The organism is Roseospirillum parvum (assembly GCF_900100455.1).
GTDB lineage: Bacteria > Pseudomonadota > Alphaproteobacteria > Rhodospirillales > Rhodospirillaceae > Roseospirillum > Roseospirillum parvum.
In genome coordinates this window covers 131169-152525 of sequence record NZ_FNCV01000005.1, presented here as the reverse complement: position 1 = coordinate 152525, position 21357 = coordinate 131169, and the positions used below count along the sequence as shown (strand labels likewise).

Sequence of the window (21357 nt, the reverse complement as noted above, 5' to 3'; positions counted from 1 at the left end):
GTCGAGATGGCGGAGCCTATTTGGCGGCGGCCTGCACGGCCTGCGAGATGGAAGCGGCGTCGGCCTGGGGCAAGGGCAGATAGGTGGCGTCCATGGCCTCGGCCAACTGGCGGGCCCGGGGATCGGGGCGTGGCGCGGTATCCAGCACCAGCGCCGAATGCCCGGCCAGACGCACCCGGCCGGCCGCCTCCATGGCCTCGGCCTGGGCCTTGGCGCGCCCCCCCTTGCCGTCCAGCCCGACGTTGGCCCGCCCGTCGGTCAGCATCACCAAAACCGGCGACTGGCCGTGGTGGGCCGCCGCGTCGGCCAGCATGGCCGCCGTTTCCACGCCGGCGGCCAGCGGCGTGCCGCCGCCCCCGGGCAGACGGGCCAGACTGCGCTTGGCGCGGACCAGCGAGCGGGTCGGCGGCAACAGCACCTCGGCCCCCTTGCCGCGGAAGGCGACCACCGCCACCTGATCGCGCCGCACGTAGCATTCGGCGAGCAGCAGCTCCACCGCGCCCTTGGCCTCGGCCAGCCGGTGCAGGGCGGCCGAGCCGGAGGCATCGACGGCGAAAATGGTCGTGGTCAGGGTGCGCTGGCGGTAGCGCATGACCCGGAAATCGTCGCGCCGCACCAGCACCCGGGGCGGATTGGCCGGGGTGTAGCCTTCCTCGCGCGCCCGGGCGGCCATCATCTCGAACTCGCGGCGGCGCAGGGTCTGCCAGGGGGCGGCCGAGCGCAGCGTCTCGATAACGTTGAGCCGCGCCCCGTTCTGCCCCGGCATGCCGGCCCGGGTGCCCGAGGGGCGGCCCCGGGTGGCCCCGTACTTGCGCGCCCCGGCCTTGCCGGCCGGCGTCTTGCGGCGCTTGGGGCCGAGCCCCGCCTGGATCAGGGCCAACAGGTTGGGCGGCACCGCCGCCTGGGCGGCGGCCAGGATCACCTCGGCCAACTCTTCCGGGGTCAACTGGTCCTGCTCGTCGTCCTCGGACTCTTCCGGCGGCTCCTGGTCCTCGGGCGGCTCGGGGGGCGGTTCCGGCTCCTCGGGCTCCTGCTCGGCCGGCTCCTCTTCCTGGCCGGCCGGCATCTGGGTGGCGCGCGGCGCCAGGACCAGCCGGGCGGCCAGGGCGGCATCGGTCTCGTCGACCTCGTCGCGGCCATCCAGGGCGGCGGCGGCACGGGCCACCCGCACCGCCAGCAGCGGAATGCGCATGGAATAGACGCCCAGCGCCAGGGCCGAGCCGCACAGCGCCTTCACCGCGTCATCGGGCACGGTGACCCGGCACAGACGCTGCCGGGCGGCGACGATGTCCGGCGCCTCGGCCGGTGCCTCGCCGATGTCGCGCGGGGCGATGCGGGTCAGGTCGATGTGCAGGGCGAGACGCTCGGCCAGGGCGCCGGCCACCGGCTCGTCATCCTCGCCGCCTTCGTCGTAGGCCACCGCGCCGATGCGGGCCTCGGCTTTCAGGGTCAGGCCGTCGCGCTCCGCCCCGACACTGCCGTTGTCGAGCACCGCCGCCAGCTTGGCCGCGGTGCCGGTGGCGACGCGCTCGGCCATCGGCAGCAGCACCACCCCGCCATCGGACTCGGCGAGCACGCCGCGCTGCGCCACCGGGCGACCGGCGCGCAGGGTGGCGGCCAGATCGAGCCCGCCGAGCAAACGGTCATCACCGATGTGCAGGGGGATCTTGCGGAACGGGGTTTCGGGCGGCAGCAGGCGGCGCACCAACTCCTGCCAGTGGTCGCGCACCGGCCCCGGCAGGCCGCGCACCAGCACCCCGCCCAGGCCGTGCGGATCGACCGCCAGCAGGGCGGCGGCCAGGGCGGCGTCGTCCCACGGGCCGAGGACGGCGGCCAGGGTGGCGCTGGCCGACTCGCGCTGCTCGGCCGGCGGCCCGGCCGTGTCGGGCCCGGCGGCCGGCTGGCTCATTGGGCGGCCACCTCGGCGCCGCCGAAGACTTCCTCGATGGCCCGGGCGACGCGGGCGGTGGAGCCCGACTCGTCCAGCGGGTCGCGGCGCAGGCGGTGGCGCAGGGCGCTGGGGGCAACGCCGCGCATGTGCGCCTGGCTGACCACCTCGGCACCGTCCAGGGCGGCCACGGCGCGCGCGGCGCGCATCAGGGTCAACTCGCCGCGCAGGCCATCGGTGCCCAGGGCCATGCACAGCCGCGAGGCGGTTTCCAGGGCCTGTTCCGGCACCTCGACCTGGGGCAGGCGCTGCTTGGCGGCGGACAGGGTGTCGCGCACCTCGGTGTCGGCGGCGGCCCACTCGGCGACGAACCCCTCGGGGTCGCGCTCGAAGGCGTCGCGGCGGCGCACCACCTGGATGCGCACGTCAAGATCGGTCGGCGTGCTGACCTCGACCGACAGGCCGAAGCGGTCGAGGAGCTGAGGCCGCAGTTCGCCCTCTTCCGGGTTGCCCGAGCCGACCAGCACGAAGCGGGCCGGGTGGCGCACGCTCAGGCCCTCGCGCTCGATGACGTTCTCGCCCGAGGCGGCGACGTCGAGCAACAGGTCGACCAGATGGTCCTCCAGCAGGTTGACCTCGTCGATGTACAGGAAGCCCCGGTTGGCGCGGGCCAGAAGGCCCGGCTCGAAAGCCTTCTCGCCATGGGCCAGGGCGCGTTCCAGGTCCAGCGCGCCGACCACCCGATCCTCGGTGGCGCCCAGCGGCAGGTCGACCACCGGCACCGGAATGCGGTGGGTGCGCAGCGCCGGATCGGCGTGATCGACGGTGCACGGCGGGGCGCAGGTCTTGACCTTGTCGGCCGGGTCGCGGTGGTAGGGGCAGCCCTCGACCGCCACCATCTCCGGCAGCAGGGCGGCCAGGGCGCGGACCGCCGTGGACTTGCCGGTTCCCCGGTCGCCGAACACCATCACCCCGCCGATCGATGGATCGACGGCGGCGATGAGCAGCGCCCGCTTCATTTCCTCCTGGCCGACAATGGCGGAAAAGGGAAAGGCAACACCCATGATCTGGCTCCGCTGGCGGGCTTCGGGCCACATCCGGCGACCGGAAGCCACGGCATATCAAGAGTTTATATCAAGACGCTGGGGAACCCCTGTCCGGCCATTCCGGCGGCGGGGCCCCGACCCGTTCGGCGACGTGCAGTCATAAGACCCCGACCCCGCCCATGCAAGGGATTCGGTACGACGGCCCCACCTCGGCGGATCAGTCGAGGGCCGCCGCCTCGGCGACTCAGTCGGTGGTCGCCGCCTCCTCCGCCTCGGCGGCGAGGGCCCGGGCGGCCTGACGGCGCTGGTTGCGCTCCTGACGCTGCATCAGCCAGGCCGAGACCAGGATGGTCAGGGTGGCGAGCAGGACCAGCAGCGTGGCCAGGGCGTTGATGGTCGGCTCCAGGCCCAGGCGGACCTTGGAGAAGACCACCATGGGCAGGGTGCTGGAAGCCGGCCCGGCGACGAAGCTGGCGATCACCAGATCGTCCAGCGACAGGGTGAACGACAGCAGCCAGCCGGCGACCAGGGCCGGCGAGATGATCGGCAGGGTCACCGTCATGAACACCTTGAAGGGGCGCGCCCCCAGGTCGAGGGCCGCTTCCTCCAGGCTTTCGTCAAGCCCGGCCAGACGCGACTGGATGACCACCGCCACATAGGCCATGGCAAAGGTGACATGGGCGATGGTGATGGTGGTCACCCCGCGCCCCGAGGGCCAGCCGATGGCCTGCTCGAGGGCCACGAACAGCAGCAGCAGCGAAAGACCGGTGATCACCTCGGGCATGACCAGCGGCGCGCTGATCATGCCGGAAAACAGGGTGCGCCCCCGAAAGCGCCCGAAACGGGACATGACCAGCCCGGCGATGGTGCCCAGCACGCAGGCCAGGGTGGCGGTCATGGCGGCGATCTCGAAGCTGACCCAGGCGGCGCTCAGGATCTGGTCGTCGCGGAACAGCTCGCCATACCACTTGACGGAAAAGCCGCCCCACACCGTGACCAGCCGCGAGGCGTTGAAGGAATAGAGGATCAGCAGCAGGATCGGCAGATAAAGGAAGGCGAAGCCGAAAGCCATCGCCGAGGTGAGGAAGAGACCACGCCGTCCGACCATGGCTTCAGTTCTCCTCCTGGCGCGACTGGTGGTGCTGGAACAGCATGATCGGCACCACCAGCAGGATCAGCATGGCAATGGCCACCGCCGAGGCGACCGGCCAATCCCGGTTGTTGAAGAACTCGTACCACAGCACCTTGCCGATCATCAGGGTGTCGGCGCCGCCCAGCAGGTCGGGGATGACGAACTCGCCGACCGCCGGGATGAAGACCAGCAGCGAGCCGGCCACCATGCCCGGCAGCGACAGCGGCAGGGTCACCGTGAGGAAGGCCGAGAACGGCTTGCGCCCCAGGTCGGCCGCCGCCTCGAGCAGCGCGGTGTCGTGCTTCTCCAGGTTGGCGTAAAGCGGCAGCACCATGAACGGCAGGTAGGAATAGACGATGCCGATGTAGACCGCGATGTCGGTGTTGAGCAGGGCCAGCGGCTGGTCGATCACCCCCAGGGCCATCAGCGCGTTGTTGATCAGCCCGTTGTTCTTGAGGATGCCGATCCAGGCATAGACGCGGATCAGGAACGAGGTCCAGAAGGGCAGCACGACCAGGAACAACAGGACGTTGCGCCACGGCTGGCGGGCCCGGGCGATGCCCAGCGCCATGGGATAGCCCAGCAGCAGGGCGATCAGGGTCGAGATGGCGGCGATCTTCAGGCTGTTCAGGTAGGCCAGCACATAGATCGGATCGTCGAACAGGAACTGGTAGTTGGACAGCGCCAGGGTGACCTTGAGGTAGGTCTCCTCGGCAAACTCGAACAGCGCCGTGTAGGGCGGCTGGGCCAGGGCGTACTCGGCGAAGCTGATCTTGAAGACGATCAGGAACGGGGTCAGGAAGAACAGAAAAAGCCAGGCATAGGGGATGGCGATGACCAACCCCCGCCCGGCGCCACGCGCCTTGCGGGCCAGCCAGCCGCTGCCCCGGCCGGCCGTTTCGTGCCCCACGGCTTCCAACTCGGACATGCCCGCCCCTCCCCGGCTACTGGCTGAGGACCACGGCGCTGGCCGGGTCGAACCACAGGTGGACCTCGTCCTCCCAGGTCAGGTTGCCCTGCACGGCGCGGGTCAGGTTGGGGGTGGTCACGCGGACCAGCCGCCCGCTGCCAGCCAGGCGCACCAGATAGGTCGAGATGCCGCCCAGGTAGACAATCTCCTCGATCACCCCGCGCTGCGCGTTGGCCTGCCCGGCTGGCGGCGGCTCCTTCGAAAGCACCACCTTTTCCGGGCGCACCGCCACCCACATGGTGTTGCCCTCGGCGCCGGAGATGCCGTGACCGACCGTGATGTCGGCCCCGTACTCGTCCGAGCGGATGGTGATGTGGTCCGGCTCGTCCTCGATCAGCACCCCCTCGAACAGGTTGACGGTGCCGAAGAAGCCGGCCACGTAGCGGCTCATCGGGTATTCGTAGAGGGTGTGCGGGTTGTCCACCTGGAGGATCCGCCCGCCGTTCATCACCGCCACCCGGTCGGCCATGGTCATCGCCTCCTCCTGGTCGTGGGTGACCACGATGAAGGTGATGCCCAGGCTCTCCTGGATGTTGGCCAGCTCAAGCTGGGTGCGTTCGCGCAGCTTCTTGTCGAGCGCCGCCAGTGGCTCGTCGAGCAGCAGCACCTTGGGCCGCTTGGCCAGACAGCGGGCCAGGGCGACGCGCTGCCGCTGGCCGCCGGAAAGCTGGGCCGGCCGGCGCCGGGCGAAGTCCGACAGCTCGACCAGATCCAGCATCTGCTCGACCCGCTCGGCGATCTCGGCCCGGCCCATGCCCTCCTGGCGCAGGCCATAGGCCACGTTGCCGGCCACCGACATGTGCGGAAACAGGGCGTAGGACTGGAACATCATGTTGACCGGGCGGTGGTAGGGCGGCACCCGGCTCATGTCGACCCCGTCGATGACGATGCGCCCGCTGGTCGGCGTCTCGAAACCGGCCAGCATGCGCAAAAGGGTTGACTTGCCGCAGCCCGAGGCACCGAGCAGGGCGAACAGCTCGCCGGTCCCGATCTCCAGGCTGATGTTGTCGACGGCGACGAAGTCGCCGAACTTCTTGGTGACGTTTTCCAGGCGGATCAGCGGCGTGCCCTTGGCGGCCGCCGTCCGCGTCTCCTTCCTGGTCGCCCCTGGCGACTCCGTATCGGTCGCCTTCGGCGGCCCCATGTCCGTCGCCTTCGGCGACTCCTTGTCGGTCGCCTTCGGCGACTGGCCGGACCCGGCCGCCGGCGTCCCATTCACAGCCGTCATCCGGCCTTCTCCCCTTGCTCGCCCGCCGCAGGTTGATCCCGACACCTTCCGGGCCGACGCGACGGCCGGCCCGGTGGTGCGGTCAAGCCGGACCGATCAGATGCCGGTCTTGAACTTGTTCCACAGGCGGGTGCGGATGCGGTCCACCTTCTGGGGGATCATCTTGTCGGCGAACAGCCGCTCCTTGGTCGCCTTGGAGGGGAAGATGCGCGGATCGTTGCGCACTTCCTCGTCGATCATCGGCATCGACGCCTCGTTGGCGTTGGCGAAGGCCACGTAGTTGGTGATGTCGGCCGCGATGTCCGCCTTCATGATGAAGTCGATGAACTTGTAGGCGTTCTCCGGATGCGGCGCATCGGCGGGAATGGCCATCATGTCGAACCACGAGATGGTCCCTTCCTCGGGCACCACGTAGTTGATGACCTGCCCGTTGCCGACCTCCTCGGCCCGGACGGCCGCCTGCAGCACGTCACCCGACCAGCCCAGCGCCACGCAGATGTCGCCGTTGGCCAGCGCGTTGATGTACTCCGAGCTGTGGAACTTGGTGACGTAGGGACGGATCTTGAGCAGCATCTCCTCGACCGCGGCATAGTCGGCCGGGTCCTCGGTGAAGGGATCGAGGCCCATGTAGTTGAGCGCGATCTCGACCACCTCGCTCGGCGCGTCGAGCAGGTAGACACCGCAGTCGGCCAGCTTGGCGGCGTTTTCCGGCTTGAACAGCATGTCCCAGGACTTCACCTCGAAGTCCGCGCCCAGGGCCTCCTTCACCTTGTCGACGTTGTAGCCGATGCCGGTGGTGCCCCACAGATAGACGACGGCGTGCTGGTTGCCCGGATCATGCAGGGCGGCCGCCTTCATGATGTCGGGGTCGAGGTTGTCCCAGTTGGGCAGCTTCGAGCGGTCGAGCTCGGTGAAGATGCCGACCTTGATCTGCCGCTCGAGGAAGGCGCCGGAGGGCACCACCACGTCATAGCCGGTGTTGCCGGCCAAGAGCTTGGCTTCCAGAACCTCGTTGGAGTCGAAAACGTCGTACTTCACCTCGATGCCGGTTTCGGCCTCGAACTTCTCGATGGTGTCCTCGGCGATGTAGTCCGACCAGTTGTAGACGTTCACCACCCCTTCGGCGCGGGCTTCGGACAGCGGCGAGACAGCCACCCCAAGGGCGGCGGCAACGGCCAGGGCCTTCAGGCCCTTGGCGTTCAGCGGATGCATGGTCACGGTTTTCAAGCCTCCTGTTTCCCGTGGTCACGGCGTGGCACTGCCGGCTCGGGCCGCCCTCCTCCACGCGCGGACACGTCATCCCGCCGGCCGTCCCCTGTTTTCAAGAAGGACGTAGGCCGCCGGGATGCCGGCCCGCCAAGGCGGTACGGCCCGATTTTCCGGTCGTTTCCCCAACCTCTTCGCCGGCCGGTGGGGGGCTCGTTAGGACGCTTCCAGCCCCAGGGCGTGGAAGCCGGCCCCCCTTGCCCGACACGGGCGACACGCTGGCCCCATTTCAGCGGCCCAAATCGGCCGCCGTCAAGTCCAGTGCCTGCTTGAATCGCGACATCATGTCATCAATCTCGGCCCGGGTGATGACCAGCGGCGGCGAGAAGATCATGGCATCGCGCACCGCCCGCACCATCAGCCCGCAGTCCTTGACCGCGTGATCGCGGCACATGAAGCCGACCCGGCCCATCTTGTGGCTGCTCCCCGGATCGCCGAACAGCAGGTGACGGGCCTTGTCCTCGACCAGCTCGACCGCCCCGACCAGACCGACGGCGCGCACCTCGCCGACCAGCGGATGGTCGGCCAGGGCCTTCAGGGACTGTTCGAAATAGGGTCCGGTGTCGCTGCCCACCTGCTGGACGATGCCCTCGTCGTTGAGGATTCGGATGTTCTCCAGGGCCACCGCGCAGGCCACCGGGTGGCCCGAATAGGTGAAGCCGTGGAAGAACTCGCCGCCCTTGTCGATCAGCACCTCGGCCACCCGGTCGTGGACCATCACGGCGCTCAAGGGGATGTAGCCCGAGGTCATGCCCTTGGCCATCGGCATCAGGTCGGGGGCGATGCCGAAGGTGTCGCTGCCGAACCAGTTGCCGGTCCGCCCGAAGCCGCAGATCACCTCGTCGGCCACCAGCAGCACCCCGTACTTGTGGCAGATGCGCTGGATCTCGGCCCAGTAGCCGGGCGGCGGCACGATCACCCCGCCGGCCCCCTGGATGGGCTCGGCGATGAAGGCGGCGACGTTGTCCGGCCCCACCTCGAGGATCTTCTCCTCCAGCCAGCCGGCCGCCTTCAGGGCGAAGGCTTCCGGCTCCATGTCGTGGCCCAGGTGGTACCAGTAGGGCTGCTCGATGTGCTGGAACTCGGGCCAGACGCGGTTCTGCTTGTGCATCATCCGCATGCCGCCCAGGTTGGTGGCCGCCACGGTCGAGCCGTGATAGCCGTTGGTGCGGCTGATGATGGTCTTGCGCCACGGCTTGCCCATGCAGTCCCAGTAGTGCCAGATCATCCGGCAAACGGTGTCGTTGGCCTCCGAGCCCGAGCTGTTGAAGAAGGCGTGGTTGAGCCCCTCGGGCGTGATGTCGGCCAGCACCCGGGCCAGCTCGACGGCCGGCATGTGGGTGCTCTTGAAGAAGGTGTTGTAGTAGGGCAGCTGGGTCATCTGGGCGGTCGCCGCCTCGACCAGCTCGCGCCGCCCGTAGCCGACGTTGACGCACCACAGCCCGGCCATGCCGTCCAGGATGCGCTGCCCCTCACTGTCCTCGATCCACACCCCCTCGGCCCGGGTGACCACCCGCACGCCCTCGGCGTGCAGCTCCTTGTAGTCGGTGAACGGCTCCAGATGGTGGGCGGCGTCGAGCCGCTGCCAGTCGGCGGTGGTCCGGTTGAAGCGGGAGAGAATGGTCATCGCGGGGGCGTCTCCGTGAACTGTCACTGCTGCGAACACTGGTGCGGGCCGGCCGGCAACGCCCGGTCTGGGTGGCCCGGCGACCTGGACTGATGAATATATTGAACATATCATCCGCTTTCAAACCCCGACAAGCCGTCCCGAGACTCCGCCACGCCATCGCCCCACCCTCCATACGGTTGCCGCCCCATGTCCCGACCCGCCTCCGTCCCGGCGCCCCTGCGCGCCCTGATCACCGCTTCCGCCGCCGACTCCTGGTACGTCGAGACGGCCCGCCCGGCGCCGCCCCCGACCCCGCCCCTCGACGGTTCCGCGCGCTGCGACGTGGTGGTGGTGGGCGGCGGCATCACCGGCTGCTCGGCCGCCCTGGAACTGGCGGAACGGGGACTGTCGGTGCGTCTGCTGGAGGCCCGGCGGGTCGGATTCGCCGCCTCCGGGCGCAACGGCGGCCAGGTGCACAGCGGCTTCGGCGGCGGGATGAGCCACGCCGAACGCCACCTGCCGCCGGCCGATGTGGCCCGCGTCCGCGCCCTGGGCACGGCGGCGGTGCACCTGCTGGAAGCCCGCCTCGCCCGCCACCGCATCGCCTGTGACTATCAGCCCAGCGGCACCCTGCTGCTGGCCGTCAACCCCGGACACCGGCGCGGGCTGACCGCCCTGGCCGAGGAGATGGACCGCCACGGCCCGGCCGGCCACACCCTGTGGGAGGCCGAGGAGGCGCGCGCCCGGGGGGTCAACTCGCGGCGCGTCCTGGGCGCCCTGCACGATCCCCTGGGCGGCCACCTGCAGCCGCTGGACTACACCCGGGGGCTGGCCCGGGCGGCGGTCGAGGCCGGGGCGGTGCTGCACGAGGACTGCCCGATGCTCGGCTTCGAGAGCGCCCCCTCGGGCCCCGGACGCCCCGCCGTGACGGTGCACACGCCGGACGGCCGGCTCGACGCCGACTGGCTGCTGCTGTGCGGCAATGCCGAGTTGTGGGGCCAGGTGCCCAGCCTGGCCCGGGCCACCCTGCCGGCCGGCAGCGCCATCCTGGCCACCGAGCCGCTCGGCCCGCTGGCCAAGGAGCTGATGCCGGGCGACCACGCGGTGGCCGACATGCGGCGCATCCTGAGCTATTTCCGCCTGAGCCCCGATGGCCGGATGCTGTTCGGCGGCCGCGCCGCCCGGGCCGAGGTGCGCCACCCGGCGGTCGCCGCCCGCCTGCGCCAGACCATGATCGACTACTTCCCGCAGCTCGCCGAGGCCCGGATCAGCCATGTGTGGGGGGGCAACGTGGCGCTGACCGGCGACCGCTTCCCCGAGTTCGGACGGCTTGGCCCCCGGGTGCTGTTCGCCCACGGCTATTCCGGCCACGGGGTGGCCCTGGCCGGGCTGGCCGGCGACCTGCTGGGCGAGGCGGTGGCCGGCGACGCCACCGACTTCGAGCTGCTGGCCCGCCTTCCCCACCCCAGGCTGCCGGCCTGGGCGACCCCGGCCCTGCCGGCCATCCGCGCCACCCGCCCCGGGGTGATCGCCCTGGCCGTGCTGTGGCTGGGCCTGCGGGATCGTCTGGGCTGAAGACCAGCCCGGGCCCGGCGGCCCGGGCCGCGCCCCTCAGGCCGAGTCGCGCACGTAGGTGTGGCGGTGCAGCGGCCGGTAGCGGTGCAGGTAGGTGGGCAGGATGGCCTCGGCGGCGGTCGGGGTGATGCCCATCTCGGCCAGCCCGGGCAGATCACCGCCCATCACGTTGTCGACCTCGAGCAGGCGCACCTGATCCGGGGTCAGCGGCGGCACCGGCAGGAACTGCAGAACCGAGGCCTGCAGGCGGGCCACCCAGATGGGCACCGGCACGACCAGCCGCTGGCGGTGGATCTCCTTGGCGACCAGTTCCATCACCTGGCGCATGGTGTAGACGTTGGGGCCGCCCAACTCATAGGTCTTGCCGGCGTGCGGATTGTGGCCCACCGACTCCTCGGTCAGCGCCTTCATCACGGCGGCCACCACATCGCCCACATAGACCGGCTGGAAGCGCGGCCCGCCGGCCCCCTTGAGGTCGAGCCGGCCGTCGCGGAAGCCCGGCGCGTCGGAACAGAAGTAGGGTAGCACCGGCAACCGCCGCCCCAGACTGCCGAACAGGTTGAAGAACCCATCCCCGGGCCCGAAGACGACGCTGGGCCGCAGGATGGTGGCCTCCGGAAAAGCTTCCAGCAGGGCCTGCTCGCCACGCGCCTTGGTGCGGGCGTACTCGGCCTCGGAGTCGGGGCTCGCCCCCATGGCCGAAATGTGGACCAGCCGCTTGACGCCGGCGGCGCGGGCAGCCTGGGCAATGGTGCGCGGCGCCTCCACGTGCATGGCCTCGAAGCTGCGCCGGCCCTTCTGGTAGAGAATGCCGACCAGATTGACCACCGCCTGGGCCCCCTGGCAGGCCGCCGCCACCGCCTTGGGGTCGGAGACCGAGCCGCCGAGCAGGCTGATCTGCCCCAACTCGCCGAGCGGCTTCAGGAACTTGGCGCCCTCCGGATCGCGCACCACCACGCGCACCCGCCAACCCTGGTTGGCCAGCGCCTCGACCACATGGCGACCGATGAACCCCGAGCCGCCGAACAGGGTCGCCAGCGGCGCGCTGTCGGGCTGGGCCACCGGGGACTCCGGCGGGGCGTCGGAAAAGGGCTCGAGCGGCGCGGTGGGCGGAGCGGTCATGGCGGGTCTCCGGGCGGACGGCGGGGAAAGGTCGGTCGGGGGCCGGCGGCGGGCCACGGGACGCTGGTGCACGGAAACAGGAAACAGGGGTGCACGGAAACTGGGGTGCACGAAGAATAGAGAGGCGGCGCCGCGACCGTCCGGACCACTGACGGACACGCCATAAAACTGGGCAGCCAAGACCGCTTTGACAAGCCTGCCGGCGGGCCGGACGGCGCCGCCGAACCACCCCACCCCCGCCGCCGCGAAAAAAGTGTCATGGAAAAGGCGTCTGGGCCCGTTTCCCCTGTTGACAGGACCGGCGCATCTTACGTATCAAACCGCTCCCGGCCGACGGGGAGCGCCTCTGCCAACCGCTCCCACTCACCAACGGCCGGTGACGCCCCGATGCCCAGGTGGCGGAATTGGTAGACGCGCAGGTTTCAGGTACCTGTGGCCGAAAGGTCGTGGAAGTTCGAGTCTTCTCCTGGGCACCATCTCTTCGACACCCCGTTGAAAACAGCAGGGTCCCCTTTCCTTGAAGGGGGCCGCCCCGGCGATCTGGAACACAGAGGCGGGGCACTTGGCCATGCTGGTTTAAGGGGTGTCCATCCGGCCCGACGCCCCCCCAACCACCTTGGTCATCCCGCCGGCTTTGGGGCACAATGCGGCCGCCCCCCGCCGCCGGAGCGTCCCATGGCCCTGACCGATTCCGTCGACATCTATTGCGAACGCCTCGACCCCGGGTTCTGGGCCGAGCCCGTGAACGCGCTGACCAACCTCGCCTTCCTGGTCGCCGCCGGGGTGGCCCTGGGGCGGGCCCGGCGTCACGATGCCGCCGATCCGGTTACCCTCGCCCTGATCGGGCTGGTCGCCCTGGTCGGTGTCGGCTCCTTCCTGTTCCACACCGTCGCCACGCGCTGGGCCGGGCTGGCCGATGTCATCCCCATCGGGCTGTTCATCCTGCTCTATCTGGTCGCCGCGCTCAGGCGTTTTGTCGGCCTGGGCTGGCTGGGGGTCGGCGCGGCGGTGATCGGGGGCGGCGCGGCCATCGCCGGGCTGATGAGCCTGATCCCCCAGCCGCCCCCCGGCCAACCGCCGCTGCTCAATGGCAGCCTGTCCTACGCCCCGGCCCTGCTCGCCCTGCTCGCCGTCACCGCCACCCTGGCCGTGAAGCGCCACCCGGCGGCCCGCGCCCTGGCCCTGGCGGCGGGGGTCTTCGTCGCCTCGCTGACCTTCCGCAGCATCGATGCCGCCGTCTGCCCGAACCTGCCGCTGGGCACCCACTTCCTGTGGCATATCCTGAACGGCACCCTGCTGTTCCTGCTGCTTAACGCCCTGATCCGCCACGGCCGCCCGACACCCCGATGATCGAGCCCGCGCTGACCGGCTTCGTTACCGGCTTTTCCCTGATCCTCGCCATCGGCGCCCAAAACGCCTTCGTCCTGCGCCAGGGACTGATCGGCGCCCATGTGCTGCCATTGTGCCTGCTGTGCGCCCTGTCCGACGCCGTGCTGATTTCCGCCGGGGTCGCCGGCTTCGGCGCCCTGGCCCTGGCCTGGCCCGCCTTCCCGAAGGTGATGACCCTGGCCGGCGCCGCCTTCCTGACCGTCTACGGCGCCCTGCGCCTGAAAGCCGCCTGGAAAGGCGGCCACCAGCCGGCCGAGGCCGCCAACGCCGGCAGCCTGCGCCGCACTCTGGCCATCGGCGCCGCCTTCACCTGGCTCAATCCCCACGTCTACCTGGATACCCTGGGCCTGATGGGTGCCATTTCCACCAACTACCCCAACCTGGAGGCCAAAACCGCCTTCGCCGTCGGCGCCACCACCGCCTCGTTCTGCTTCTTCTTCGGACTGGGCTACGGCGCCCGCCTGCTCGCCCCAACCATGCGATCCCCGAAAGCCTGGCGAACCCTCGACCTGATCATCGGCCTGACCATGCTCACCCTGGCCACGATGCTCCTGACAGGCTGAGGCGTCTGGCCGCGCCGCCAAGGGGCGCTGCCCCTTGGAACCCCGCTGGGGAGGCCGGGAGGCCTCCCCAGACCCCACCATGACTCAAAACCCCACAGGGGGGCTTGCCCCCCTGTGGGGTTTTGATTCGCGGCGGGGGTCCGGGGGGGCCCCTGGTCCCCCCGGCGGGGGTTCCAAGGGGGCAGCGCCCCCTTGGCAGTGCGTCCAAACGCCTCAGTCTGCCGGGAGTGTCGGGTTGGTGGGCAGGTGGCAGGTGACGGTGGTGCCTTCGTCGGGGACGCTGGTCAGGTCGAGGGTTCCGCCGTGCAGGTCGATGAAGCGTTTGACCAGGGGCAGGCCGAGTCCGGTGCCGCCGCCTTCCGGGTGGTTGGGGCCGTGGGGGCTGCCGTGGGCTTTGCGGAAGGGGTCGAAGACGGCGTTCTGGTCGGCTTCGGGAATGCCGCTGCCTTGATCGGCGACGGTGAAGGCGATCCAGTCGGCGCCGTCCATTTCGGAGCGTTGGGCGGCCAGGATCACCCCCTGCCCCGGGCTGGAGAAGCGGATGGCGTTGCCCAGCAGGTGATAGAGCGCCTGTTTGAGGCGCGCCTGGTCGCCGACCATGCGGCCGATGTCGGGCGGGCAGTCGAAGTTGAGGGTGATGCGCCGCCGGTTGAGGCTTTCGCGGTGCAGGCCGGCGACCGCCATCAGCAGGGCGTGGATGTCGAAGCTGTCCAGGTCGAGGCGGGCCTGCCCGGCCTCGATGGTCGCCAGATCGGCGATGTCGGAGATCAGTTGGCCGAGTTTCAGGGCGGTATCGCGGATGCCGGTGGCGTACTCCTTCTGGCGACTGTTCAGCTCGCCGTAGTAGCCGCCGCCGAGCACGTCGGCGAAGCCGGCGACGGTGGTCAGCGGGGTGCGCAGTTCGAACGACACGTCGGCGATGAAGTCGCTTTTCAGGCGGTTGGCCTCGGCCAGCACGTGGGCCCGTTGGCGCAACACGCGCTCCACCTCGGCGGCGTCGGTGACGTCGCGGAAGCTGAGCAGGGTGCCGCCATCGGGCAGGCCGACGGCCAGACCGTCGACCACCCGCCCCTCGCCGTCGCCCAGCCGCACCCGGCGCCCGGCGCCCGGGGCCGGGGCTTCGAGCAGGGGGCCGATCTGGGCGGCGCTCTCGGGGTCCAGCCGCTCGGCCAGGCGCTGGCCCAGTCGGACCGCCGGGATGCCGGCGCGCTCGCCCTCGTCGAGGCCCCACAGGCTGGTGAAGGCGGGGTTGGAGAGGGTCAGCCGGCGATCCGGGCCGATCACCGCCAGCGCCTGATCGAGATGATCCAGGGTCTCGCGCTGGACGGCGATCTGGGTGTTGAGGTTGCGCTCCAGGGCCAGGGTGTCGGTGACGTCTTCCAGCAGCAGCAGCAGACCGCCCAGGGGATGGGGCGCCACCACCCGCCTGAGGGTGGTGCCGTCGGGCAGGTGCTGGACCTCCTCGCGCGGCTCCAGCAGGTTGGCGAAGCGGGCCAGTTCGCCTTCGCGGAAGGCCTTGAAGTCGGCCACCTCGGGCAGCCGGCGGCGCTCGCGCAGGGTCTCCAGCAGGTCGCCGTAGCCGGGGCCCTCGGCCAGCCACTCCGGGTCCAGGGTGAACAGCCGGGCGAAGGCGGCGTTGGCGAAGACCAGCCGGGTCTCGGCGTCGAAGATGGCCAGCGCCGTGCCCAGGCGTTCCAGCACCTGGGCGTGGGCCGCCTGATGGCGGCGCAACAGGGCGTCGGCCTCCTCGCGGTCGGTAACGTCGATGCCCAGGCCGACCGTCAGCCGATCCTCGTTGCCGTCATCGGCCGGCAGATCGAGCGCCGTTTCGGTGATCGCCAGCCGCCGCCGGTCGCCGCCCATGACCACCGAGAAGGTGCCGCCGTGGGTGCCGCCGCCGGCCCGCGCCGCCGCCGCCAGGGCGCGGGCCCGGCGGGCCTCGGCCCCTTCGGCCAGCTCGCGGCCATCGGCCACCACGGCGGCCGGATCGGGCGCCCCCACCGCCTGGGCATAGGCCCGGTTGCAGTAGACCAGGGCGAGGTCGGCATCGCGCTGCCAGACCGGCAGCGGCAGGGCGTCGAGCAGACCATCGAGGCGCCCGGCGCGGTCGCGGCTGGCGGCCAGGGCGCGGGCCCGGGCGGCGCCGTCGCGGTGCACCTCGGTGATGTCGCCGACCCACAGCAGGTCGGCCAGCGGCGGCGGCTCGGACGGGGCATCGGGGTCGTCGGAGTCGCCCAGGTCGCCGGCCCAGTCGACCACCCGCAGGCCGCTCAGGCTGAGGCGGCGGCCGCTGGCGGCGTGGTCCAGTTCCAGGGAAAAGCCCTCGCCGGTGTCGCGCAGGGTTTCGACGTGGCGCTTGAGGTCGGCCCGCGCCCGCTCGCCGAAGCCGCCGATCACCGCCGCCCAGTCGCTGTCGCTGCCGGTCGGCAGGTCGAGGATCACCGCCAGCCGGCGCGAGCCGCGCCCGGTCTCCACCTCGCCCTCGCCGTCGACCGGCCACTGGAAGACGCCCCAGGGCGCCGTCTCCAGGCTTTCGGCGGTCACCTTCAGGCGGTGTTCGGCGCCGGCCGCGCGGGCCTCGGCGCGGCGCGCCCGGGCCTGGCCGAGCAGCCCCAGGAGCAGGCCGAACAGGGCCAGACCGGCAAACAGCAGCAGCCACGCCCCGCCTTCGGTCGGCCCGAACCCGAGCCCTGATGCAGAAAGCGGCATGGTCGCCGACCGGCCTCCGTGGTTGGTCTGGGGGGGGTCTGGGGGTGTTGGCTGGGCTTAAGACTGCCACGGCGCCGGGGCGTGGAAAAGGCCCTCAGCTCCGGAAGATGCCGATCAGCACGGTCAGGGTGAGGACCGAGAACAGGGTGGAGAGGAACACCGCCCCGGTGGCGCGCTGGATGTACAAGCCATAGCGCAGGGCGAACAGGCTGGCGTTGGCGCCGATGGGCAGGGCCGCCATGACCACCATCACCGGCACCCAGTCGGGGCGCACGTCGAACACCCGGGTGGCCAGCAGCCACACCCACAGCGGCATCAGAAGGCACTTCACGCCGACCAGGGTGACGATGTGCCTGAGGTCGCCGGACAGGCGATAGGCGGCCAGCCCGGCGCCCACCGCGAACAGCGCCGCCGGCCCCGCCCCGGTGGCGACGATGGAGCAGAAACTGTCGACCATGGCCGGCAGCGGGACCCCGGTGGCGTGCCACAGGAAACCAGCCAGCAGGCTCATGATGAGGGGGTTTTTCGCCACCCCCTTGAGGGTCGACAGAACCACCGTGTGCAACCGGTTGCCGGCCCCGCGGGCGATCTCCACGGCGATCGTCCCGGCGGTCAGAAGGATCATGGCGTGCACCGAGACGAGCAGCAGCAGCGGCACCAGCCCATCCGGCCCGAAGGCCCGCTCGACCAGCGGAATGCCGATCAGCACGGCGTTGGAGAAGGTGGCCGCCACCGTCATCACGGCCCGTTCGGCGCCGCTCACCGGCAGCAGCTTCCAGCCGATGAACAGGGCCAGGAAGAAGTTGATCGCCGCCGCCAGGTAATAGGCCTGGAACAGCCCGGGATCCACGTTGCCGTCGCCGATGCCCTGGGCGGTGGTGCGGAACAGCAGCGCCGGCACGGCGAGCAGGAAGACGAAATCGCTGATCGCCTTCACCCCGCCCTGGTCGATGACGCCGCCGCGCGCGAACAGCCAGCCGACCACCATCACGGCGAAGACGGGCAGCACAATGTCGATGGCGGGCATGTCGAACGGTCCGGGATGTGGTCGGGGGGCGCCGGACCGCCGTGGCGGTCGCGCCCCTTCGCCATGCCACAGCCCCACCCCGCGCGGCCAGACAATAATGCCGCCCCGACGTGGCTGGACCGCGCCGCGCGGGCAAAAAAAAGCCGGACCAGGAAGGGGAACCCGGTCCGGCAAATCAGGGCAGGGAGGCTTTCACCCCACGAGGAGCGAAAGCAGGGAAGAAGCTAGGTACGTCTTCCGGGACCCATCTAAGCAAGCCGGCCTCGCGGATGAATTGACAATTCGCAAGCTGGCGAGAAAAAAGCCCGGCACAGCGGCACCGTCGCCGTGTCGGCGTTTGACCGCAAAAACCCTGTTGCAATCGCCGTCATGGGTTGGTATCAAGCTCGCCCCTGGCCAGCGGGTGTAGCTCAGTTGGTTAGAGTGCCGGCCTGTCACGCCGGAGGTCGCGGGTTCGAGCCCCGTCACTCGCGCCAGGGAAAATCCTCTCCCCCACATTGCCCGTCGCGGCCCCCAACGCCGCCTTGACCCCGCCCCTCGGGCCGGGTCACCATGGGCTGTCGGGCGCGCCGCCCGGCCTTGTGCAAGGGAAAGCCGAGCCCGCCGGCCATGGCCCGACCATCGTCAGAGTCCACCCGCCCGCCCGCAGATCGCGCCCGCCCGCCATCGGGCCGGGCCGCTGCCAGCGACCGGGCGCCGGTGGTCGCCACCTACAGTTCGGCCAACCTCAGCCCGACGCCGCGCCTGTCCAGCGCCCCCGGCCCCGGGCGGCGCCGCCCGCAGCCGGCCGACGACCGCCCGCCCCCGGCCCAGGCGGCCTCCACCCAGACCTGCCCGCGCTGCGGGGCCTGCTTCCGCTGGGAACGTGGCGACCCCGACGATCCCAACGCGGTGCTGACGGCGCGCCTGGAAACCGCCTCGGAGCGCTGCGACTGCGGCTACGGGCGCGGCGAGCCGACCCCATGATGCCGGCCAGCGGCCCGCCCCGGCCGCCCCAGCCAGAGCCCTCCCGACAGCCCCTCGACGACGCCCCCCAGGCCGCCTTCCACATGGCCCGCTGGGTGCGCTCGGCCAGCCCGGGCGAGACCCCGGTCCCGGTCGCCCTGATGATCGACCCCCGGGCCGGCCAACTGTTGCTGCTCGACGTGGAAGGCCGCGCCCTGGACCGCTGGAGCCTGCCCCGGCTGGCCCTGCCCGGGGGCCGCCCACCGCCCGGCGGCAGCCTCACCCTGACCTCGGCCGAACGCCCGGGGCAGCGCCTGCACACCCTGGATGACAGCCTGCTGGCGCCGCTGTGGCTGTATGCGCGCCACGTCTTCACCCCGGCCTCCAACCGCAAGCCCTGGTTCTGGCTGGCCGGGGTGGGGGGCGGACTGGCCGCCCTGCTCGCCCTGGCCCTGCTGGTGGCCACGGTCTTCCTGCCCTGGGCCGGCCATCAGGTGGCCGACTACGTACCCGCCGAGTGGGAGCGGGCGTGGGGCGAGACCATGGCCGGCGAGCTTGGCACCACCTGCCGCTCGCGCCGTGGCCACGCGGCGCTGGCCCGGCTGACCAGCCGCATCGCCGGCGACCTCGACCTGCGCCACCCGATCACCGTGCGCGTCATCGACGATCCGACGGTCAACGCCCTGGCCCTGCCCGGCGGCCAGATCGTCCTTTTCCGGGGCCTTCTCGAAGCGGCGCCGGAAGGGACCTCGGGAGCCGATCAGGTGGCCGGGGTGCTGGCCCACGAGATCGGCCACCTTCGGCATGGCCATGTCACCCAGATGCTGGTCTCGCGCTCGCTGGTCGGGGTGGTCATCGGGCTGGCCACCGGCGGCGACCCGGGGATGATCAGCCAGGGCGCCGGCTGGCTGCTGGAGCAATCCTACAGCCGGCAGGCCGAACGCGAGGCCGACGCCACGGCGCTCGACCTGCTGACCCGGGCCGCCATCGACCCGGCCGGGCTGGCCGCGTTCCTGGAAACCGTGGCCGAGAATGAAACGGTCACCCTGCCCGCCTTCCTGTCCAGCCACCCGGACAGCCTTAAGCGGGCCCAGGCCATCCGCGCCCACCCGGCGCCGCCGGCCAGCGGTCCGGCCCTGCCGGCCGGCGAGTGGGCCGACCTGCGGGCGATCTGCCAATAGGCGGCGCGCCAACCCTGGAATCGGCCGGCGTTTCCCCCGATATTGGAGACCCTACCCAGCCCCCCAAGCCGGAAAGCCCGCTGATGACCGATTCCGCCCTCGGCCTGTTCTTCGACCACCACGACCTGGACCGGGCGCGCACCCAGCGCCTGCTCGACGACGCCCTGGCCGGCGCCGACGACGGCGAATTGTTCCTGGAAGTGCGCCAAAGCGAGGCCTTTTCCCTCGACGACGGACGCATCCGCTCGGCCAGCTTCGACACCTCGCAGGGCTTCGGGCTGCGCGCCGTGGCCGGCGAGGCGGCCGGCTATGCCCACTCCAGCCTGCTCTCGACCGATGCCGTGGCCCGCGCCGCCGAAACCGTGAAGGCGGTCACCCAGGGCCACCAGGGCACCTGGCAGGGCCCGCCCCAGGCCACCAACCAACACCTCTACGCCGACCTCAACCCGCTCGGCCTGATCGACACCGCGGCCAAGGTCGCCCTTTTGGAAGCCATCGACGCCGAGGCCCGGGCCCGCGATCCCCGGGTGCGTCAGGTGATGGCCTCGCTCAGCGGCAGTTGGCAGGCGGTGGCCATCCTGCGTCCCGGCGGCGCCCTGGCCACCGACATCCGCCCCCTGGTCCGCCTCAACGTCTCGGTGGTGGTCGAGCAGGACGGGCGACGCGAGACCGGCAGCCATGGCCTGGGCGGGCGCATCGGCTACGACCACCTGCTGACCCCGGAAACCTGGCACGCCGCCGTTGACGAGGCGCTGCGTCAGGCCCTGGTCAACCTCGAAGCCAAACCCGCCCCGGCCGGCCAGATGCCGGTGGTGCTGGGCGCCGGCTGGCCCGGCGTGCTGCTGCACGAGGCGGTCGGCCACGGTCTGGAAGGCGACTTCAACCGCAAGAAAACCTCGGCCTTCGCCGGGCTGATGGGGCAACGGGTGGCGGCGCCGGGGGTGACCGTCATCGACCAGGGCGACCTCCCGGACCGCCGGGGCTCGCTGACCATCGACGACGAAGGCACCCCCACCGGGCGCACCGTGCTGATCGAGGACGGCATCCTCACCGGCTACCTGCAGGACCGCCAGAACGCCCGCCTGATGGGCATGGCCCCGACCGGCAACGGCCGCCGCCAGTCGCACGCCCACCCGCCCATGCCGCGCATGACCAACACCTTCATGCCGGCCGGCAACCACGACCCGGAAGAGATCATCGCCTCGGTGGAGCGGGGACTCTACGCCGCCAACTTCGGCGGCGGACAGGTCGACATCACCTCCGGCAAGTTCGTCTTCTCGGCCTCGGAAGCCTACCTGATCGAAAACGGCAAACTGACCGCCCCGGTCAAAGGCGCCACCCTGATCGGCAACGGCCCCGACGTGCTGACCCGGGTCTCCATGATTGGCCACGACATGAAACTGGACCCCGGCATCGGCACCTGCGGAAAAGACGGCCAAGGCGTGCCCTGCGGAGTCGGCCAACCAACCCTCAAAGTGGACAGCCTGACCGTCGGCGGCACCGCCGTCGCGTAACCCACCCGACGGTGCGTGGAGCGGCAAGGCCAAGGGGCGCTGCCCCTTGGAACCCCGCTGGGGAGGCCGGGAGGCCTCCCCAGACCCCACCATGAATCAAAGCCGTGAAGAGGGGGGTATCCGAGCGCGCGCGCTCGGATACCCCCCTCTTCACGGCTTTAAGTCGCGGCGGGGGTCCGGGGGGGCCCCTGGT

General features: G+C 71.0%; 16 protein-coding genes and 2 tRNA genes. 8 read left to right on the top strand and 10 right to left on the bottom strand.

All coding sequences use genetic code 11. The features are described from left to right. Positions 1–16 precede the first annotated feature (16 nt). The 7 genes from BLR95_RS09170 to BLR95_RS09140 all read right to left on the bottom strand — a co-directional run bounded on the left by BLR95_RS09170 (position 17) and on the right by BLR95_RS09140 (position 9157). Positions 17–1909, bottom strand: coding sequence for a magnesium chelatase subunit D (locus BLR95_RS09170; protein ID WP_092618749.1), 1893 nt, complete (start codon positions 1907–1909; stop codon positions 17–19). Further along, positions 1906–2952, bottom strand: coding sequence for a magnesium chelatase ATPase subunit I (gene bchI, locus BLR95_RS09165; RefSeq protein WP_092619131.1), 1047 nt, complete (start codon positions 2950–2952; stop codon positions 1906–1908). The genes BLR95_RS09170 and bchI overlap by 4 nt, the downstream gene beginning before the upstream one ends. Positions 2953–3178: 226 nt before the next feature. Beyond that, positions 3179–4042 (bottom strand): ABC transporter permease subunit, encoded by an 864-nt coding sequence (locus BLR95_RS09160; RefSeq protein WP_092618746.1) that lies wholly within the window; start codon positions 4040–4042, stop codon positions 3179–3181. A gap of 4 nt (positions 4043–4046) precedes the next feature. Further along, on the bottom strand, positions 4047–4994 hold the full coding sequence (locus tag BLR95_RS09155) for an ABC transporter permease subunit (RefSeq protein WP_092618743.1): 948 nt from the start codon (positions 4992–4994) through the stop codon (positions 4047–4049). A 16-nt stretch (positions 4995–5010) separates the two neighbouring features. Next, entirely contained in the window at positions 5011–6180 is a 1170-nt protein-coding gene (locus tag BLR95_RS09150) for an ABC transporter ATP-binding protein (RefSeq protein WP_092618740.1), read from the bottom strand. Positions 6181–6360: 180 nt separating this feature from the next. Next, entirely contained in the window at positions 6361–7476 is a 1116-nt protein-coding gene (locus BLR95_RS09145) for a polyamine ABC transporter substrate-binding protein (RefSeq protein WP_092619128.1), read from the bottom strand. A gap of 283 nt (positions 7477–7759) precedes the next feature. Beyond that, positions 7760–9157: an aspartate aminotransferase family protein gene (locus tag BLR95_RS09140; RefSeq protein WP_092618737.1), complete on the bottom strand. Its 1398-nt coding sequence runs from the start codon at positions 9155–9157 to the stop codon at positions 7760–7762. Positions 9158–9346: 189 nt separating this feature from the next. On the opposite strand from BLR95_RS09140, the gene BLR95_RS09135 reads away from it, so the two are divergent. Next, positions 9347–10714 (top strand): NAD(P)/FAD-dependent oxidoreductase, encoded by a 1368-nt coding sequence (locus BLR95_RS09135; RefSeq protein ID WP_092618734.1) that lies wholly within the window; start codon positions 9347–9349, stop codon positions 10712–10714. Between the two features lie 36 nt (positions 10715–10750). On the opposite strand, the gene BLR95_RS09130 is transcribed toward BLR95_RS09135, so the two are convergent. Then, positions 10751–11836, bottom strand: a complete 1086-nt coding sequence (locus BLR95_RS09130; RefSeq protein ID WP_092618732.1) for a complex I NDUFA9 subunit family protein — start codon at positions 11834–11836, stop codon at positions 10751–10753. A 389-nt stretch (positions 11837–12225) separates the two neighbouring features. On the opposite strand from BLR95_RS09130, the gene BLR95_RS09125 reads away from it, so the two are divergent. From BLR95_RS09125 to BLR95_RS09115, 3 genes are all read left to right on the top strand, one after another. Then, positions 12226–12312: transfer RNA gene (locus BLR95_RS09125), tRNA-Leu, on the top strand. A 199-nt stretch (positions 12313–12511) separates the two neighbouring features. Beyond that, a complete protein-coding gene (locus tag BLR95_RS09120) occupies positions 12512–13186 on the top strand; it encodes a ceramidase domain-containing protein (protein ID WP_092618729.1) in 675 nt (224 codons plus the stop codon). Then, positions 13183–13788, top strand: a complete 606-nt coding sequence (locus BLR95_RS09115) for a LysE/ArgO family amino acid transporter (RefSeq protein WP_092618726.1) — start codon at positions 13183–13185, stop codon at positions 13786–13788. The genes BLR95_RS09120 and BLR95_RS09115 overlap by 4 nt, the downstream gene beginning before the upstream one ends. A 213-nt stretch (positions 13789–14001) precedes the next feature. Here the strand turns inward: BLR95_RS09115 and BLR95_RS09110 are convergent, their stop codons facing one another. Next, positions 14002–16497 (bottom strand): sensor histidine kinase, encoded by a 2496-nt coding sequence (locus tag BLR95_RS09110; protein WP_092618723.1) that lies wholly within the window; start codon positions 16495–16497, stop codon positions 14002–14004. A 94-nt stretch (positions 16498–16591) separates the two neighbouring features. Continuing rightward, positions 16592–17524: an AEC family transporter gene (locus BLR95_RS09105; RefSeq protein WP_092618719.1), complete on the bottom strand. Its 933-nt coding sequence runs from the start codon at positions 17522–17524 to the stop codon at positions 16592–16594. Positions 17525–17923: 399 nt separating this feature from the next. On the opposite strand from BLR95_RS09105, the gene BLR95_RS09100 reads away from it, so the two are divergent. From BLR95_RS09100 to tldD, 4 genes are all read left to right on the top strand, one after another. After that, positions 17924–18000: transfer RNA gene (locus BLR95_RS09100), tRNA-Asp, on the top strand. Positions 18001–18223: 223 nt separating this feature from the next. Beyond that, a complete protein-coding gene (locus tag BLR95_RS09095) occupies positions 18224–18490 on the top strand; it encodes a hypothetical protein (RefSeq protein WP_092618716.1) in 267 nt (88 codons plus the stop codon). Further along, complete coding sequence (locus tag BLR95_RS09090; RefSeq protein ID WP_092618713.1) at positions 18487–19650, top strand: M48 family metallopeptidase; 1164 nt, start codon at positions 18487–18489, stop codon at positions 19648–19650. The genes BLR95_RS09095 and BLR95_RS09090 overlap by 4 nt, the downstream gene beginning before the upstream one ends. 83 nt (positions 19651–19733) lie before the next feature. Then, a complete protein-coding gene (tldD, locus tag BLR95_RS09085; protein ID WP_092618710.1) occupies positions 19734–21164 on the top strand; it encodes a metalloprotease TldD in 1431 nt (476 codons plus the stop codon). Positions 21165–21357: the final 193 nt, after the last annotated feature.